General features: G+C 61.3%; 18 protein-coding genes. 14 read left to right on the top strand and 4 right to left on the bottom strand.

Features of this window, described 5'->3' with window-relative positions; translation table 11 throughout:
- Positions 1-83: 83 nt before the first annotated feature.
- From EX00_RS18005 to EX00_RS18015, 3 genes are all read right to left on the bottom strand, one after another.
- Complete coding sequence (locus EX00_RS18005; RefSeq protein WP_047460751.1) at positions 84-677, bottom strand: TadE/TadG family type IV pilus assembly protein; 594 nt, start codon at positions 675-677, stop codon at positions 84-86.
- Positions 677-1,294 (bottom strand): TadE/TadG family type IV pilus assembly protein, encoded by a 618-nt coding sequence (locus EX00_RS18010; RefSeq protein ID WP_047460754.1) that lies wholly within the window; start codon positions 1,292-1,294, stop codon positions 677-679. Before EX00_RS18010 ends, EX00_RS18005 begins: the two co-directional genes overlap by 1 nt.
- A gap of 155 nt (positions 1,295-1,449) precedes the next feature.
- Complete coding sequence (locus tag EX00_RS18015; RefSeq protein ID WP_047460756.1) at positions 1,450-1,866, bottom strand: pilus assembly protein N-terminal domain-containing protein; 417 nt, start codon at positions 1,864-1,866, stop codon at positions 1,450-1,452.
- Between the two features lie 404 nt (positions 1,867-2,270).
- Between EX00_RS18015 and EX00_RS18020 the strand changes: the two genes are divergently transcribed.
- The 10 genes from EX00_RS18020 to EX00_RS18065 all read left to right on the top strand — a co-directional run bounded on the left by EX00_RS18020 (position 2,271) and on the right by EX00_RS18065 (position 12,025).
- On the top strand, positions 2,271-2,468 hold the full coding sequence (locus tag EX00_RS18020) for a Flp family type IVb pilin (RefSeq protein WP_047460759.1): 198 nt from the start codon (positions 2,271-2,273) through the stop codon (positions 2,466-2,468).
- Between the two features lie 99 nt (positions 2,469-2,567).
- Positions 2,568-3,080, top strand: coding sequence for an A24 family peptidase (locus EX00_RS18025; protein ID WP_047460760.1), 513 nt, complete (start codon positions 2,568-2,570; stop codon positions 3,078-3,080).
- Between the two features lie 165 nt (positions 3,081-3,245).
- Complete coding sequence (gene cpaB / locus EX00_RS18030) at positions 3,246-4,058, top strand: Flp pilus assembly protein CpaB (RefSeq protein WP_047460761.1); 813 nt, start codon at positions 3,246-3,248, stop codon at positions 4,056-4,058.
- A gap of 14 nt (positions 4,059-4,072) precedes the next feature.
- Positions 4,073-5,572 carry a type II and III secretion system protein family protein gene (locus EX00_RS18035; RefSeq protein WP_047460763.1) on the top strand — a complete coding sequence of 500 codons (1,500 nt, stop codon included), beginning with the start codon at positions 4,073-4,075 and terminating at the stop codon, positions 5,570-5,572.
- 53 nt (positions 5,573-5,625) lie between these two features.
- Positions 5,626-6,345 (top strand): CpaD family pilus assembly protein, encoded by a 720-nt coding sequence (locus tag EX00_RS18040; protein ID WP_047460766.1) that lies wholly within the window; start codon positions 5,626-5,628, stop codon positions 6,343-6,345.
- Between the two features lie 37 nt (positions 6,346-6,382).
- The gene (locus EX00_RS18045) at positions 6,383-7,654 is read left to right on the top strand and encodes a CpaE/TadZ family protein (protein WP_047460769.1); all 1,272 of its coding nucleotides are present in this window, start codon (positions 6,383-6,385) and stop codon (positions 7,652-7,654) included.
- Between the two features lie 82 nt (positions 7,655-7,736).
- Positions 7,737-9,218, top strand: coding sequence for a TadA family conjugal transfer-associated ATPase (locus EX00_RS18050; RefSeq protein WP_047460771.1), 1,482 nt, complete (start codon positions 7,737-7,739; stop codon positions 9,216-9,218).
- Positions 9,219-9,228: 10 nt separating this feature from the next.
- On the top strand, positions 9,229-10,236 hold the full coding sequence (locus EX00_RS18055; RefSeq protein ID WP_047460773.1) for a type II secretion system F family protein: 1,008 nt from the start codon (positions 9,229-9,231) through the stop codon (positions 10,234-10,236).
- A gap of 20 nt (positions 10,237-10,256) precedes the next feature.
- A complete protein-coding gene (locus EX00_RS18060) occupies positions 10,257-11,234 on the top strand; it encodes a type II secretion system F family protein (protein WP_047460776.1) in 978 nt (325 codons plus the stop codon).
- Positions 11,235-11,380: 146 nt separating this feature from the next.
- On the top strand, positions 11,381-12,025 hold the full coding sequence (locus EX00_RS18065; RefSeq protein WP_047460779.1) for a LysE family translocator: 645 nt from the start codon (positions 11,381-11,383) through the stop codon (positions 12,023-12,025).
- 4 nt (positions 12,026-12,029) lie between these two features.
- Here the strand turns inward: EX00_RS18065 and EX00_RS18070 are convergent, their stop codons facing one another.
- A complete protein-coding gene (locus tag EX00_RS18070) occupies positions 12,030-12,857 on the bottom strand; it encodes a tetratricopeptide repeat protein (RefSeq protein WP_047460781.1) in 828 nt (275 codons plus the stop codon).
- A 147-nt stretch (positions 12,858-13,004) separates the two neighbouring features.
- Between EX00_RS18070 and EX00_RS18075 the strand changes: the two genes are divergently transcribed.
- The 4 genes from EX00_RS18075 to EX00_RS18090 all read left to right on the top strand — a co-directional run bounded on the left by EX00_RS18075 (position 13,005) and on the right by EX00_RS18090 (position 16,239).
- Entirely contained in the window at positions 13,005-14,396 is a 1,392-nt protein-coding gene (locus EX00_RS18075) for a leucyl aminopeptidase family protein (protein WP_047460784.1), read from the top strand.
- Positions 14,397-14,704: 308 nt separating this feature from the next.
- A complete protein-coding gene (locus tag EX00_RS18080; protein ID WP_007701799.1) occupies positions 14,705-15,055 on the top strand; it encodes a MarR family transcriptional regulator in 351 nt (116 codons plus the stop codon).
- 11 nt (positions 15,056-15,066) lie between these two features.
- A complete protein-coding gene (locus EX00_RS18085) occupies positions 15,067-15,921 on the top strand; it encodes a C40 family peptidase (protein ID WP_047460787.1) in 855 nt (284 codons plus the stop codon).
- 78 nt (positions 15,922-15,999) lie between these two features.
- A complete protein-coding gene (locus tag EX00_RS18090) occupies positions 16,000-16,239 on the top strand; it encodes a hypothetical protein (protein ID WP_047460790.1) in 240 nt (79 codons plus the stop codon).
- The last annotated feature ends 7 nt before the right edge of the window (positions 16,240-16,246 follow it).

Here is a 16,246-nt window from a genome sequence, read left to right on the forward strand (position 1 = left end):
AGGTCACCCATATAACGCAGGCGTGAACTTGGCAATTTTCTCACTAAATGGGGACTATTGTACCCGATGGAAAGCCGTTCCGCTCAACAATCGCTGCAGGTGATCGGATCTACCCCGCGTGGGCGATAAAAATAGGTGCGGCCAATGGTGATCTGGTTGCTGCCGGCGGGCAGGAAATCCGAGCCGAAGCTGAGGATCTGATAGGGAATGGCGAGTTCTGTGCGGACCAGAAACGAGCTTGGCAGTTTGATGTCGCTGGGCACCGTGACGACGCTCCCGACCGTATAGGGCTTGCTGCCGTCCTGCGCCCAGGACCAGGCCACGGTGGCGCTGCTGCCGGCGTCGATCTGGATCCCGGTGACCTTCAGCGTCAGGCCGGTGGTACTGTAGGGGGTAAAAATGGCGCTGGCGACCGAGGGCATGGCGGCAAGCTGTGTCTTGGTCACGCTCTTTTGCTGGGTCAGGATATCGGCAATCGATCCAGCCGCCCGGCTGGTGCGTTTTTCGACGCTGAGGCCGACGGTGATTTCGAAGGCGCCGAGATAGAGCATCAGCAGCACCGGAAAGAGAATGGCGAACTCGATCGCGCCAATGCCGCGCTCGTCGCGGGTAAAATGCCGCAGGCGCGAGTAAAGCCCTGCCGCCAACGTTCTTCCGGAGACCTCCCGCCGCCTCATCAATAACTCTCGTTCTGGAAGGCACCCGTCGCGACGATGAGATAGGTGCTCGGCATCGAGCTGTCGGATGGGTGGATGTTGGTCAGGTAGGGCCGCAGCAGATCGATGATGATCTGCCAGCGGTAGTAGGCGCGCACCATGTTGATGGTCCCTGTGCCGCCGGGAGCGAATGAAAAGCCTGCCGTATTGAGGTCGGAATAGGGATCGGATGTGGCACGCGGGATCGTCGTTGGCATGTCGGTGAAGGTCGAATAGCTTTTGACGTCGAGATAGAGGTTCGCCGGTGTCGCCAGTTCAGCCGCCGAGCAGGCGATGAGCACCGAGATTTCGTTGCAAAACGCCTGGCGGAATTGCTGAGCGGTCGTATTGGATGCGGTGATCTGCCCGGTCCTGATCTGGCGCGACAGCGTATCGACGGCGTTGGAGACCACCTGTTCGGCCATGAAGGCGACGAAGGTTTCCAGGATCGCGAAGATGATTATGAAATAGGGGATTGCCAGCAGCGCGAACTCGATGGCGGCGGCGCCGTCGCGAGCGTGTACGAACGCGCGTAGGCCTCCCTTCGCACGTCGCCGTGCGAAGGTCTTGCCCCCAAGAAGATCGTCGGCTGGCGTCATAGCGGATTCCACGGCGATTTGAATGGGGCGAGACTAGGGCCGCTTCCTTGACAATCCGTTTCTCTTCTCTGTCCATATTTAGAGGAAGCGCGGATTATTCAGTAAAGTCTTGGCTTATACAGTATTTCCAAATGTAATCGGGTAAGATGCCAGCATCAGGGGTTGGTAGCCGCGGCATTGTTGTTCTGCTGGGCATGCTGCTCGCAATTGGGCGTGCAGGACAGCACCGAACGGTCGGTCTGGCGGAAGACGCGCACCGTATTACCCTCGTCGATCGAGACCAGGATACGCTCGTCGACGATTGCGTTGCCGTCGGCGTCGAGCAGGACGATGTTCGTCGTGCCGAAACTGCGGCCGGTGAGCACGATCGTCTTCGGATCCGCTACGGTTGCGTCGGCGACCTGCGCATTGCCGACGATGACCTTGCTGACGGGCCGATCGAGCTTCAGCACGCGCGCGTGATCCATATAGACACGCAGCATGCCGTCGTCAGCGGCGCGCGAAGGCTGCGGCATCAGGCCTGCCATGGCGGCGACGCCGGCAAGAAATGCGGTTCTGCCGCGGATTGGCATGGTCTGGCCTCGTGAAATTAATGGCGGAAGCTATTCCTGAATAGAATGAGAAAGAAGGGTGAATGAACGATTAAGAGTGTAGTCATTGATGCTATTACGGAGCAGGCATGTTCATTTTGTTACTCGTTTCGGGATTTTGGCGTCGATGGCGCAATATTCTGGCACATCTAACGTGTTTTTCTAATATATTAAATTCTAAACTTTGCGTTGAAGCTGAAGATTTTCTTTAAAAATGCTCGGAACGGCCTGAAATTATATTAACTAGTCTATTTGTGCTTCGGAATTGGCGATCTGTTAACCCATTTCCTTAAAGCGATGGAAACGGCGACCCGCTACGGTGCAACCCATCCGATCAACGGCACAGTTGGCGGACGTGCTGTCAACAAAGTGTGTGGAGTTAAATTATGACCAAGCTTTTTTCGCGTTTCCTGAAAGACGAATCCGGTGCGACCGCCATTGAATACGGCCTGATCGCCGCCCTGATCTCGGTTGCCATCATCACCGGCGCTACGACGCTGGGCGGCGCGCTTAATACCACTTTCGTAAGCATTTCCGGTCAGATGACCAAGGCTGATACCGCGGCCACAAACGCCGGAAAATAATCCGATATTTTGGGTTGGGCCAATATTCAGCGAAAACCGCTCAGTATCATGGGCGGTTTTCGGTATTTATAGTTTCGTCGTCAGGAAGGTGCATCTTCAATGCTTGAAGCCGCGACATTGCTGATCTTTCCGCTCTGCCTGTCGGTTGCGGCTATCTCCGACCTTTTGACCATGACCATCCCGAACCGAGTGTCGCTCATCCTGCTCGGTGCGTTCATCGTGCTTGCGCCGCTCGTCGGACTGACGCTGCCGGAGATCAGCATGCACGTTGCCGGCGCCGCCATTGTCTTCTGCGCCTGCTTCGCGCTCTTTGCCCTGAATGTCATGGGCGGCGGCGATGCCAAGCTACTGGCGGCATCGGCGCTCTGGTTCGGCTTCGGCTTGCCGCTTCTGGCCTTCCTCGTCTATGTCGCCTTTATCGGCGGGGCGCTGACCATCGTCATCCTGATGATACGCTCGCAGTCGAATACCATCATGGCCATGGGCCTGCCGGTGCCGAATTCTCTGCTGATCGCCAAGAAGATCCCCTATGGCATTGCCATCGCCATTGGCGGCTTTCTAGCCTTTCCGTCGTCGCCGTTGGTCACTGCCATAACGTCGCGCATTATCTAAATTAGCAAATACTAAGTATTGGATAGGCGTGACGCACCATTGTATATTGTATTGCTTAAATAATAATAGTTAAAGTGTAGTAGACGTAATAGAGCATTAACCATAATTACACCAATTACAGAGCATTCTGCGGGGCGAAGAATCGTATTCCCCAAGGAATGATCAATGAAACCCACTCGCATAATGATACTCGCAGTGGCAGTCGTCGCGGCAGGGCTTGCCGGACTGCTGGCGATGCATCTGGCAGGCTCGCGCAATATCGTGCAGCAGGTCGCGACGGTGGTGGAGAAGGAGGCGACGGTCAATGTACTGGTTGCCGACGCCAATCTTCCTGTGGGATCGCGCCTCAACGAGAAATCGATCCACTGGATGGCCTGGCCGCAAAGCGGCGTCGTCAAGGGGCTGATCACCCAGGCTGAGCGTCCCGATGCGCTGAAGGACCTGAACGGCGCGGTCGTCCGCCTGCCGATCTTCGAGGGAGAGCCGATCCGCGAAGAAAAGGTCGCCGACGCCAGCAGCCGCATTCTGTCCTCGCTGTTGCCCTCCGGCAAGCGCGCCGTCGCCACCGAAATCTCGGTCGCCACCGGCGCCGGCGGTTTCATTCTCCCCAATGACCGCGTCGATGTGATCATGGTGCGCAAGGGCGACACCCAGAAATTCGTGACCGAGACCGTGCTCAGCAATGTCCGTGTCCTCGCCGTCGACCAGCAGATCGAGGAAAAGCAGGACGGCAGCAAGGCGGTGGTCGGCACCACCGCAACGCTGGAGCTGACGCCGGACCAGACGAAGGTGCTTGCGGTCGCCCAGCAGATGGCAGACCGGCTGACGCTGGCGCTGCGCTCCGTCGCCGACGCGCAGCAGTCGGATACCACGGCCGCCGACTATCTGCTGACCGGCGACAATGGCGGCGCCGTCGTCCAGGTTATCAAGTCGGGCGCCATCATCGCCAACGGCACGGCCGCGGCCAAGACACAATGAGAAGGGGCGGGACCATGGTCAAGATCAGCAAAATATCACGCCTTCCCCTCCTGGCGGCGCTTTCCTTCTCGGTCGCGTTTGCCGGCCTTCCCTTTGCCGAAGCCCCTGTCTTTCTGCGGACCGCCGTCGCCAAGGCCGACGGCGCCGACAGCATCGTCACCATTGCCGGCCTGAACACCAAGCGCACATTGAAGCTCGGCCTCAACAAGGCGCTGGTGGTCGACCTGCCGGCGGATGCGCATGATATCCTCGTGTCTGATCCCAAGATGGCGGATGCGGTCACGCGCACCTCGCGCCGCATCTATCTGTTCGGCAAGACGGTCGGCCAGACGAATATCTTCGTCTTCGGCGCCAACGGTCAGGAGATCGTCAGCCTCGACCTGCAGATCGAGCGCGATATTTCCGGGTTGCAGGCCAATCTCAAGCGCTTCATCCCGGACTCCGACATCAATGTCGAGATCGTCTCCGACAATATCGTCCTGACCGGCTCGGTGCGCACGCCACAGGATTCATCCCGCGCCCAGCAATTAGCCGGAGCCTTCCTGAAGGGTGGCGAAGCCACTACCCGCACCGAAACCGCCAGCGGCACGGGCGGCGACAGTTCGGTCGCTCTCTTCGCCGAGGGACGGCAGACCTCGCAGATCGTTAATCTCCTGCAGATCGAGGGCGAGGATCAGGTAACGCTCAAGGTCACCGTCGCCGAGGTCAAGCGCAGTGTGCTGAAGCAGATCGGCTTCGACAATCTCGTCAGCAATTCCTCCGGTCTCACTGTCGCGCAGCTCGGCAATATCAGCAGCGATTCGACCGCTGCCACCGGCAATGGCGGTCTCAGCGCCTTGTTCAAGACCGCGCTCGGCAAATATAATGTCAGCAGCTATCTCAACGCCATGGAGCAGGCGGGCGCTGTTCGCACCCTTGCGGAACCGACGCTGACGGCGATCTCGGGCCAGGCCGCGACCTTCAATTCCGGCGGCCAGACGCTTTATTCCGTCATCGACAGCGACGGCAATGTAACGATCACGCCATATACTTATGGCATCAGCCTTGCTTTTACCCCGGTTGTCCTCTCCGCCGGCCGCATCAGCCTGCATGTCCAGACCCAGGTCTCCGAACCGACCGGCACCACGGGTGCCGCGACCTACAATCGGCGTGCGGCCGATACCTCGGTCGAACTGCCATCCGGCGGCTCGATCGCGCTTGCCGGCCTTCTGAGCGACAACGTACAGCAGTCCACCACCGGAACGCCCGGCGCCTCGAAGATCCCGATCCTCGGCGCGCTGTTCCGCCAGAAGACCTTTCAGCGCGACGAGAGCGAGCTGGTGATCATTGCGACGCCCTATCTCGTGCGGCCGGTGGCGCGCAACCAGATTGCTCGTCCGGACGACAATTTCTCGCCGAGCAACGATGCTGGCGTCTTTTTCATGAACCGTGTCAACAAGATCTACGGCCGCAAGGATGCGCCGCCGGTCGCCGATGCCGATTTCCACGGCACGGTCGGCTTCATCTACAAGTGAGGGGAACGATCGTGACGCACCCCTTTTCAACCGGATCAACGAGAGACCAAACGATGGCCAGCCTCGATCGTAATGCGCCCCGCACCGGCAGGTCGCGCTTTGCCGCGCTCGCCATGATCGTCCCGGTCTTGATCGCGACGGCGGCCGTCAGCGGTTGCGCCGGCTCCAAGGACGGCATGGCCACCAGCGCCATCACCGACGATTATCGCCAGCGCCACCCGATCGTGCTGACGGACAAGGAGCACCGCGTCGATATTCCCGTTTCCGTCAGCGATCGCCGTTTGACCTCGGGCATGCGCGATACCGTGCGCGGCTTCGTTCAGGACTATCGCGCGCACGCCACCGGCACCGTGGAAATCATGACGCCACGGGAATCGGCGAATTCGCCGGCCGCTTCCGCCCTGCGCCGGCAGATCCGCCAGGAACTAGTGGCGAGCGGCATCCCGTCGGCGCGCATCGCCGACAATTATTATCCGGCTGGCGGTCCCGGCGACGCCGCCCCGATCCGCCTCCGCTTCATGGCGACGACGGCGGTCACCAATGCCTGCGGCCAATGGCCGGCGGATCTTGCCGACAATGCCTTCGACAATCAGAATTATTACAATTTCGGCTGTGCCAGCCAGAACAACCTCGCCGCACAGGTCGCCAATCCGACCGACCTCATCGCGCCGCGCGCCATGACGCCGATCGATGCCGACCAGCGCAGCAAGGTGATCGACAATTATCGCAGCGGCTCGACCGCAACCAGCACCGCGTCAGTCAGCAGTTTCTGAACATGAGAGCCAGCCGTCGCCGGAACAGGATAAAGTCATGAGCGCCATCGATTACGATATCAGGCCGACCGCGGCGGACGCCGAGGATGCGCCGCGCACGGGCGATATCGAGAACATGCGGCCGTTGCCGCGTATTTCCGTGCATGCCTTCTGCGAAAGCGAGCAGTTGCACCAGGTCATGGACCGATGCGCCAATGACCGGCGCATGTCCAAAGTCAATCTCAGGATCACCGGCGGCAGCACGGCGGCGGCGGCAAACATGTTCGCCTCGACGCCGACACCCAATCTGATCATCCTGGAAACCCGCGCCAATCCGCAGAACCTCCTGGCCGAGCTCGCGCCGCTCGCGGCCGTCTGCGATCCGACCACCAAGGTGGTGATCGTCGGCCATCACAACGATATCAGCCTTTATCGCGAGCTTATCCGCAATGGCATTTCCGAATATATCGTCCAGCCCGTGACCATGACCGACATCATGGCGGCGATGGCGGCGATTTTTGTCGATCCCGATGCCGAACCGATTGGCCGCAGCGTCGCCTTCATCGGCGCCAAGGGCGGGGTAGGGGCGTCCACTATCGCGCATAATTGCGCCTTCGGCATTTCCAACCTGTTTTCGGTCGAGACCATTCTCGCCGATCTCGATCTGCCCTACGGCACGGCCAATATCGATTTCGACCAGGATCCGGCCCAGGGCATCGCCGAGGCGGTCTTCGCGCCGGAGCGTCTCGATGAGGTTTTCCTCGATCGGCTGCTGACCAAGTGCTCGCAGCACCTGTCTCTGCTTGCGGCGCCCTCCATGCTCGATCGCGCCTATGATTTCGAAGGCCAGGCTTTTCAGCCGGTGCTCGACGTCCTGCAGCGCAGCGCGCCCATAACCGTCCTCGACATGCCGCATATGTGGACGGAATGGACGCGCTCCGTGCTCTCGTCCGTCGACGAGGTCGTGATCTGCGCGGTGCCGGACCTTGCCAATCTGCGCAACGCCAAGAACATGCTGGATGCGCTGCGCAAGCTGCGTCCCAACGACAAGGCGCCGCATCTCATCCTCAATCAGGTCGGCATGCCGAAGCGCCCGGAAATCGGCCCCTCGGAATTTTGCGAGCCGCTGGAGACCGACCCGATCGCCATCATTCCCTTCGACATCAACCTGTTCGGCAATGCCGCCAATAGCGGCCGGATGATTTCGGAAACTGACCCGAGGTCGCCGATCGCCGAAACCTTCTCGCAGATATCGCACATCGTTACAGGGCGCGTCGCGCTGAAGAAGGCAAAGAAAGGCGGCCTGCTCGGCCTCCTGAAACGGAAGTAATTGTTTGATTTCGCATGACCGAATTGCAAAGGCGGTTCGCATTTTTCGGGGTCATGCGTCAGCGTAGAATTGGATCGACGGCATGTTTGGCAGACGCGGAAATGAAGGTCCTGCAAAGAGCGGCGGCATAGCCCCTCCGCCGGCGCCGGCGCGTGCTCCATCCGCCGCGCCGCCCGCGACATCGACCATATTGGTCGAGCCGGCGCGCGAGGCCTCGCCGCAGCGCCAGCAGGTGCCGCCGCCGTCGATGCAGACGCCCACACGCCGCCGGCCAGCCCGTACCGAGGAATATTACGACACCAAGTCGCAGGTCTTTGCCGCGCTGATCGATACGATCGACCTCTCGCAACTTTCCAAGCTCGATGCCGAGGCGGCGCGCGAGGAAATCCGCGATATCGTCAACGACATCATCACCATCAAGAATTTCGCGATGTCGATCTCCGAGCAGGAGGAATTGCTCGAGGATATCTGCAACGACGTGCTCGGCTATGGCCCACTGGAGCCGTTGCTCGCTCGTGACGACATCGCCGATATCATGGTCAACGGCGCCGGCCAGACCTTCATCGAAGTCGGCGGCAAAACGATCGAATCGGAGATCCGTTTCCGCGACAATGCCCAGCTTCTGTCCATCTGCCAGCGCATCGTCAGCCAGGTCGGCCGCCGCGTCGATGAATCGAGCCCGATCTGTGACGCCCGCCTGCCGGACGGATCGCGCGTCAACGTCATCGCGCCGCCGCTGTCGATCGATGGCCCGGTGCTCACCATCCGTAAATTCAAGAAGGACAAGCTGACGCTCGACCAGCTCGTCCGCTTCGGCGCCATTACGCCGGAGGGTGCCACGCTCTTGCAGATCATCGGCCGCGTCCGCTGCAATATCGTCATTTCCGGTGGTACCGGCTCCGGCAAGACGACGCTGCTGAACTGCCTCACCAACTATATCGACCGCCATGAGCGCGTCATTACCTGCGAGGACACGGCCGAACTGCAGCTGCAGCAGCCGCATGTCGTCCGCCTCGAAACCCGGCCGCCGAACATCGAGGGCGAGGGCGAGATCACCATGCGCGATCTCGTCAAGAACTGCCTGCGCATGCGTCCTGAACGCATCATCGTCGGCGAAGTGCGCGGACCGGAGGTCTTCGACCTGTTGCAGGCGATGAACACCGGTCATGACGGCTCCATGGGCACGCTCCACGCCAATACGCCACGCGAGTGCCTCAGCCGTATCGAATCGATGATCGCCATGGGCGGATACAGCCTGCCGGCAAAGACGGTCCGCGAGATCATCTCCACCTCCGTCGACGTGATCATCCAGGCCGCCCGCCTGCGTGACGGCTCGCGCCGCATCACGCAGATCACCGAGGTGATCGGCATGGAAGGCGACGTGATCATCACCCAGGACCTGATGCGCTACGAAATGGAGGGCGAGGACGCCAACGGCCGTATCATCGGCCGGCACATGTCGACCGGCGTCGGCAAGCCGCATTTCTGGGACCGCGCCCGCTACTACAACGAGGAAAAGCGCCTGGCGGCGGCGCTCGACGAGATGGAAAACAACTCGAAATAGGACTTTCCCGATGTTCGGTGTCGATCCGGTGGTGCTTTTGATTGTCGTGCTCGCAGCCGTTTCGGCGGCGGCGGTCTGCTATGGCATCCTCTATTCCCGGATCGAGGCGCAGAAGAAGACGGACAGCCGCGTTAGCCGGGTCAAGGCGGCCGAAAGTGATCGCACCAAGGTCAAGGCGGCGCGCGACCGCGTGCAGGAAATGTCGAAGCGCCGCAAATCGGTGCAGGACACGCTCAAGGATCTGGAGAAGCGCCAGGTCGAGAACACCAAGAAGAAGCAGTCGTTGAAGGCGCGCCTCGTGCAAGCCGGCCTGTCGCTGACGCCGGCGCGCTTCTATCTCTTCAGCGTCCTGTTCGGCCTTTTCGTCATGGTCGTCGCCTTCCTTTTCGGTGCGCCGCTCCCCGTCATCGCCGGTCTGCCCTTCGCCGCCGCCTTCGGACTGCCGCGCTGGGTCGTCGGCTTCCTCATCAAGCGCCGGCAGAACAAGTTCCTGGAGGAGTTTCCGAACGCGCTCGATCTCATCACCCGCTCGATCCGCTCCGGCCTGCCGCTCAACGACGCCGTGCGCCTTGTGGCGAGCGAGGCGCGCGAGCCGGTCAAGTCCGAGTTCCGCAGAGTGGTCGAAACACAGCAGGTCGGGCTTAGCATGACGGATGCCTGTGCGCGCATGAACAATCACATGCCGCTACAGGAGGTGAACTTTTTCTCGATCGTCATCGCCATCCAGGCGCAGGCGGGCGGCAATCTCTCCGAAGCGCTGGGCAATCTGGCGAAGGTGCTGCGCGAGCGCAAGAAAATGAAGGCGAAGGTGGTGGCGCTGTCGATGGAGGCCAAGGCATCTGCCGTCATCATCGGCGCGCTGCCCTTCATCGTCATGCTGCTCGTCTACCTGACATCGCCGCAATACATGATGATCCTGTTCACCGATCCGCGCGGCCACCTGATCATGGGAGCCGCCGGCATCTGGATGTCGGCCGGCGTCTACATCATGCGCCAAATGGTCAATTTCGACATCTGATCGGAAGGAAAGACACAGACATGGCCGATATTGCCGCCAAGCTGACCGATCCGGGCACGATCCTTGCCGTTTTCGTGGCGATTGCTGTCTTTGCCACATTCTATACGATTGCCGTGCCCTTCCTCGAGCGCGGCGATCTCAACAAGCGCATGAAGGCGGTCTCCACAGAGCGCGAGCAGATCCGTGCCCGCGAACGCGCTAGGCTGAACACGGACGGCGGCAAGGCGACGCTGCGCAGCCAGAACAACAAGAACGTTCGCCAGATCGTCGAGCGCTTCAATCTGCGCAATGCGCTGGTCGATACCAACACCGTCAATCGCCTGCGCGCCGCCGGCCTGCGCTCGGAAAACGCGCTGAACATGTTCCTGGTGGCGCGCTTCCTGCTGCCATTTCTGTTTCTGGCCGTCGCCGTCTTCCTGGTTTTCGGCCTTGGCTATTTCGCCGCCAAGCCCTTCGCATTCCGCCTTCTCGGCGTCATCGGCACCGCCTATCTCGGTTTCTACTCACCGAATATCTACATTTCCAACCGGGTGACGAAACGGCAGAAATCCATCAAGCGCGCCTGGCCGGATGCACTCGACCTGATGCTGATCTGCGTGGAATCGGGCATCTCCATCGAGGCCGGCATGCGCCGTGTTTCCGAGGAAATGGCGGAGCAATCGCCAGCGCTTGCCGAGGAAATGGTGCTGACCACGGCGGAACTCTCCTTCCTGCAGGAGCGTCGCACCGCCTTCGACAATCTCGCCGCCCGTACCCAGATCGAAATCGTCAAATCGGTGACGCAAGCCCTGATCCAGGCGGAACGCTATGGCACGCCCGTCTCGCAGGCACTGCGCGTTCTGGCGCAGGAAGGCCGTGACGAGCGCATGAACGAAGCGGAAAAGAAGGCGGCCGCCCTGCCGCCGAAACTGACCGTGCCGATGATCGTCTTCTTCCTGCCCGTCCTCATGGCCGTCATCCTCGGCCCGGCCATCATCCAGGTGATGGATAAGTTCTGATGGGGTGACACTTGTCGCCGGCACGGAAGGTGGCTACTCTCCGATCAGCGTTGCAGGCGGCGTGAGATGGAGAATTTCATCAAGGAGGTGCGGTATGAGCCGCGCCCGCTGCCCGGCAGATTTTCAGTGATTTCGGGAGGTGCCGCATGTCATCCTTAGCTATATTTTTCACCATCATTGCCGCCGTTCTCATTGGTGCGGTCAGCCCTGGACCAAGTTTTGTCCTGGTGTCCCGTATCGCCGTTTCCCGCTCGCGTCAGGCTGGCTTGGCCGCTGCCTTCGGCATGGGAACGGGCAGCGTCATTTTCGCGACACTGGCTCTGTTCGGCCTCAGCGCGCTGCTGATGCAGGTCGAATGGCTGTATCTCGCCCTCAAGGTCGCAGGCGGCCTCTATCTGATCTATATCGGCATTCGCATTTGGCGCGGCGCAGCGCAGGATCTCGCCCTTGACGCGCCGGCATCGCCAGCCGGAGCGAGCGTCGCGCGCAATTACTGGTTCGCGCTCGGCGCGCAGCTCAGCAATCCCAAGACCGCGATCTTTTATGGCAGTATCTTTGCCGCACTTCTCCCGGCGCAGCCCGCTCTCTGGCTGCTGCTCGCGCTGCCGCCGGCGGTCTTTGCGATCGAGGTGGGCTGGTACACGGTGGTGACGCTGGCCTTTTCGTCGAACCGCCCGCGCGCGCTTTATCTCGGGTCAAAGCTCTGGATCGACCGGGTGGCGGGCGCTGTCATTGGTGCTCTCGGCGCCCGGCTGGTGAGCGAAGGCCTGCCAAGGCACATCTGGCGCTGAAGCCTTAGTTGATCGCTTTTTTCGTATTGTCGCTGGCGGCGAGTTTCTGCCAGGAATTTTGTTGCGCCAGCATGCCGCGCAGATAGGCCACATTGGCATCGGCCTGCTGCTGCGTCAGCTCCTGGCGGGCGATCTGCTCGGCCTCGGGAAAGCGACCCTGCAGCCCGACGACGAGGGCCAGGTTCTGGCGCACGCGGCTATCTGCTGTCGGCTGGCCGCCGGCGGAGCGTAGATAGCTTTCGGCGGTCTTGAGGTCGCCGGTCAGCACATAGGACATGCCGAGATTGGAAAGGATGGACGGCTCGTTCGGGGCAAGCACCAACGCATCGCGATATTTGCCACGCGCTTCGTTCGAGCGGCCGAGCTGGTCGAGGATCGCGCCTTCGGCCGAGACCAGCCGCCAGTCCGGACGATCCGGCAGCTGCGCGCGGTCGATGGTTGCGAGCGCCTCTTGCAGTTGGCCCGCCGCCGCCTGGGCCTTGCCGTAGGCGGCCAGCACGCCGCGGTCGCTCGGATGGTTGATTGCCACCTGCTGCATGACGGCGAGCGCCTGTTCGTTGCGGCCGGTCATGCGCAGCACGTTGGCGTAGTTGACGCCGGTGTCGCGGTCCTTCGGATTGGCGTCGTAGGCCTTGCCGAGGGAAAGGGTCGCCCGGGCGAGGTCGGCGCTGTCCATCTCGTCGACCGGCTTCGACATCGTCGGGATCGATCCGGTCGTCATCTTGTCCTTGCCCGTCGTTGAGCAGCTCGCCAGCGCCAGCGCCAGAAGAGCTGCCGATGCGCCGCGGAAAAGGAAAGTCTTGAGTGAAGACGTGGTGGAGGCGGCGGACATGTCCCTATCCCTGAATGTCAGAGTCCTGCGTCTGGCCTCAAATCGGAACAGGGAAAGGTTTGACGCAATGTTCGCTCCAGCAATAATCTGTTAACCCTAACAGACAGTTAACCAATGATTCCCTGAAATGACCGCCAAAGGATAGTCATGGCCCCCTATCAGTACATCGAGCGTGCAACGCCGTTCAATTCGAAGGGTGGCGCGACGCTGCCGATCTTCGCCGTTACCCCGGCGCATATAGAGACCGGCACCATCGATCCGATCGCGCTCGATTGGGCACGCAAGGCCGGCTACAGGGCGGAAAGCGGATCGCTACTGCTGATCCCGACGGCCGAGGGCCATCTCGGCGGCGCGCTGTTCGGCCTCGGCTCCAACCCCTCGGAACAGCCGTTCCTCACCGGCAAGCTGGCGCGATCGCTGCCGGCCGGCGAGTGGCATATCGAGACCGCGCCGCTGACGGCCAACCGGCTCTCGTTAGGCTTCGGCCTCGGCAGCTACCGCTTCGACCGTTACAAGTCGGAAAAGGCGGCCGGTCCCACACTGATGATCCCGCGCGACGCCGATGCCGCTGATATCAAGCGGCAGCTCGCCGGCGTCTTCCTTGCCCGCGACCTCATCAATACGCCGACCAACGACATGGGCCCGGAACAGCTCGAGGCCGCCTTCAGGGCACTCGCCGAGTACTACAAGGCGGAAATGTCCGTCATCATCGGCGACGATCTCCTGAAGGAGAATTTTCCGCTGGTGCACACCGTCGGCCGCGCCAGCGCCGATGCGCCGCGCCTCCTGGAATTGCGCTGGGGCAAGAAGGGCCATCGCCGCATCACGTTGGTCGGCAAGGGCGTCTGCTTCGATACCGGCGGCCTCGACATCAAGCCGGCCTCCTCGATGCTGCTGATGAAGAAGGACATGGGCGGTGCCGCCAATGTCATGGGCCTGGCGCTGATGATCATGGACGCCAAGCTCAAGGTCGACCTGCGCGTCATCGTTCCCGTCGTCGAAAACTCGATTTCCGCCAATGCCTTCCGCCCCGGCGACATCTACCGGAGCCGCAAGGGATTGACGGTGCAGATCGACAATACCGATGCCGAGGGTCGGTTGATCCTCGCCGATGCGCTCGCCTATGCCGATGAAGACGCGCCGGACCTGATGATCGACATGGCGACGCTGACGGGGGCTGCCCGCGTCGCGCTCGGCCCAGACCTGCCGCCCTTCTTCACCGACGACAACGATCTCGCCCGCGACCTCACCGAGGCGAGTCTGGAGACCGACGATCCGCTCTGGCGCCTGCCGCTCTATAATGGCTACGACAAGGATATCCGCGCCAAATTCGCCGATATCACCAACGCCCCCTCCGGCGGCATGGCCGGCTCGATCACGGCGGCACTGTTCCTGCGTCGCTTTGTCACGAAGACCCCGAGCTGGGTGCATTTCGACATCTACGGCTGGGCCCAGAACGAGCGTCCTCATTCGCCGGGCGGCGGCGAGGCGCAGGCGATCCGGGCGCTGTATCACCATATTCGGGAGAGCGTGCGGTAAGGCACTATCGTTCCCTCTCCCCGCAATGCGGGGAGAGGGCTAGGGTGAGGGGCCAGGTACAAGGATGCGACAGCGCCGGACTGGCCTGACCGTCACCAATAATCGATCCGAGAAGACGGTGACTCTCGTCTTGCGGCCGCTTCCGAGAAAGCCCCTCATCCGTGCCCTCGACATTTCTCTTCGCTCAATGTCTCGGTCCCACCTTCTCCCCGCATTGCGGGGAGAAGGATTGGAATAAATCAGTTCTTGAATCCGCCACGATCTTGGCGGAAACTGAAACGGTAGCGTAACGATCTCCGGGGTTGCCTTTGCCGCTTGAACTCTCTGCCTCGCAGGCTCTCGGCCTCTGGCATGGCGTGGCGCTCGAACAAGTGCGCCGCGAGGATCATGATTTGACCCTGCGGCAGACAACAATCCTCCTGCAGATCTATCTCGTCCCGCCGCCGCATACCGTGCGCGGGCTTGCCGCGACGCTCGGCGTCACCAAGCCGGTCATTACGCGCGCGCTCGATACCATGGGCGAGATGGGGCTGGTCGACCGCGTGCGCGACGACCGCGATCGTCGCAATGTTATCATCAAGCGCACGGTAACCGGCGCGCTCTATCTCGAAAAGCTCGGTGATCTCGTCATCGCGCAAGGCCGTAAACTATCAGTCTAGGAACCATCGTCATGACGCTCGACCGCCGCCTGAATGCCTACCGGCCCGATCTCGCCGAAGCCTCTCTTCGGGGCCAGGTCGAGGCCGAGCGCTTCGTCGAGGGCAGCAAGGCGCAGGTCGTTGTTCCGGTCGTGGCGCTGCGTCCTCAGCCGGATCTGGCACGCGGCATCGATACGGAGCTGTTGCTCGGCGAAGATGTCACGGTCTTCGAGCGCAAGGATGGCTGGGCCTGGGTCAAGGCGGTGTCGGACGGTTATGTCGGCTATCTGCCCGAAGATACGATCAGGCAAGGGCTTTCGGCGCCGACCCATGTCGTCGTGCCGCAGCGGACTTTTCTCTATCCCGTGCCGGAATTGCGCAAGCCCTACACCGATGTGCTCTCCATGGGCAGCCGCGTTCGTGTCACCGACACGGCGGAGGCGCGGGGGAATCATTACGTCGTGCTGGAGGACGGCACTGCCATTTTCGCCAAGCATGTGCAGCCGATCGGCTACAATGATGGCGGCGACTATGTGGAGATCGCCGCAAAATTCATGGAAACGCCCTATCTCTGGGGCGGCCGCTCCGGCCTTGGCGTCGACTGCTCCAGCCTGATCCAGCTTGCGCTCCTGATGACGGGCCGCGCCGCGCCGCGCGATTCCGACATGCAGGCGGCCGGGCTTGGCGAACCGATCACCCGCGAGGAGTTGCGTCGTGGCGATTTCGTCTTCTGGAAGGGCCACGCGGCGGTGATGGAAGACCCGGAAACCATCATCCATGCCAACGGCCATACCATGACCGTCGCACGCGAGAATTTTGCCGCCGCCGTCGAGCGCATCGGCTGGCTTTACGAGCAGCCGACGGGGTTTCGCCGTCTCGCAGATTAACGCTCCGATCGGAACCGTGGCTGATCTGGACCGTTATTCTCTCGATTGAACATCGTTTTGTTCGAGAGGAGAAGCATCATGCCGATTACCGCGATGGAACAGGTGATCAGGGATATTCTCGGCGACACCCATCTCCAGCGCAGCCGCAAGATCGACCGGCTGCTCGAGTTGCAGAGCGAAGCACGAGGCATCCAGCGCGCCGGTAGCGAAAGCATGATGAGCGCCGATGATGGCCTTCAGGACGATCTGCGAGTCATCGAAAAGGCGCTGCAGGAGCTTGACGCCGATGTCGAGGAAAAGGGGGCAGCGACGCTGTAGCTGGGAT

This window comes from Martinezella rhizogenes (assembly GCF_000799715.1).
Classification (GTDB): Bacteria; Pseudomonadota; Alphaproteobacteria; order Rhizobiales; family Rhizobiaceae; genus Rhizobium; species Rhizobium rhizogenes_C.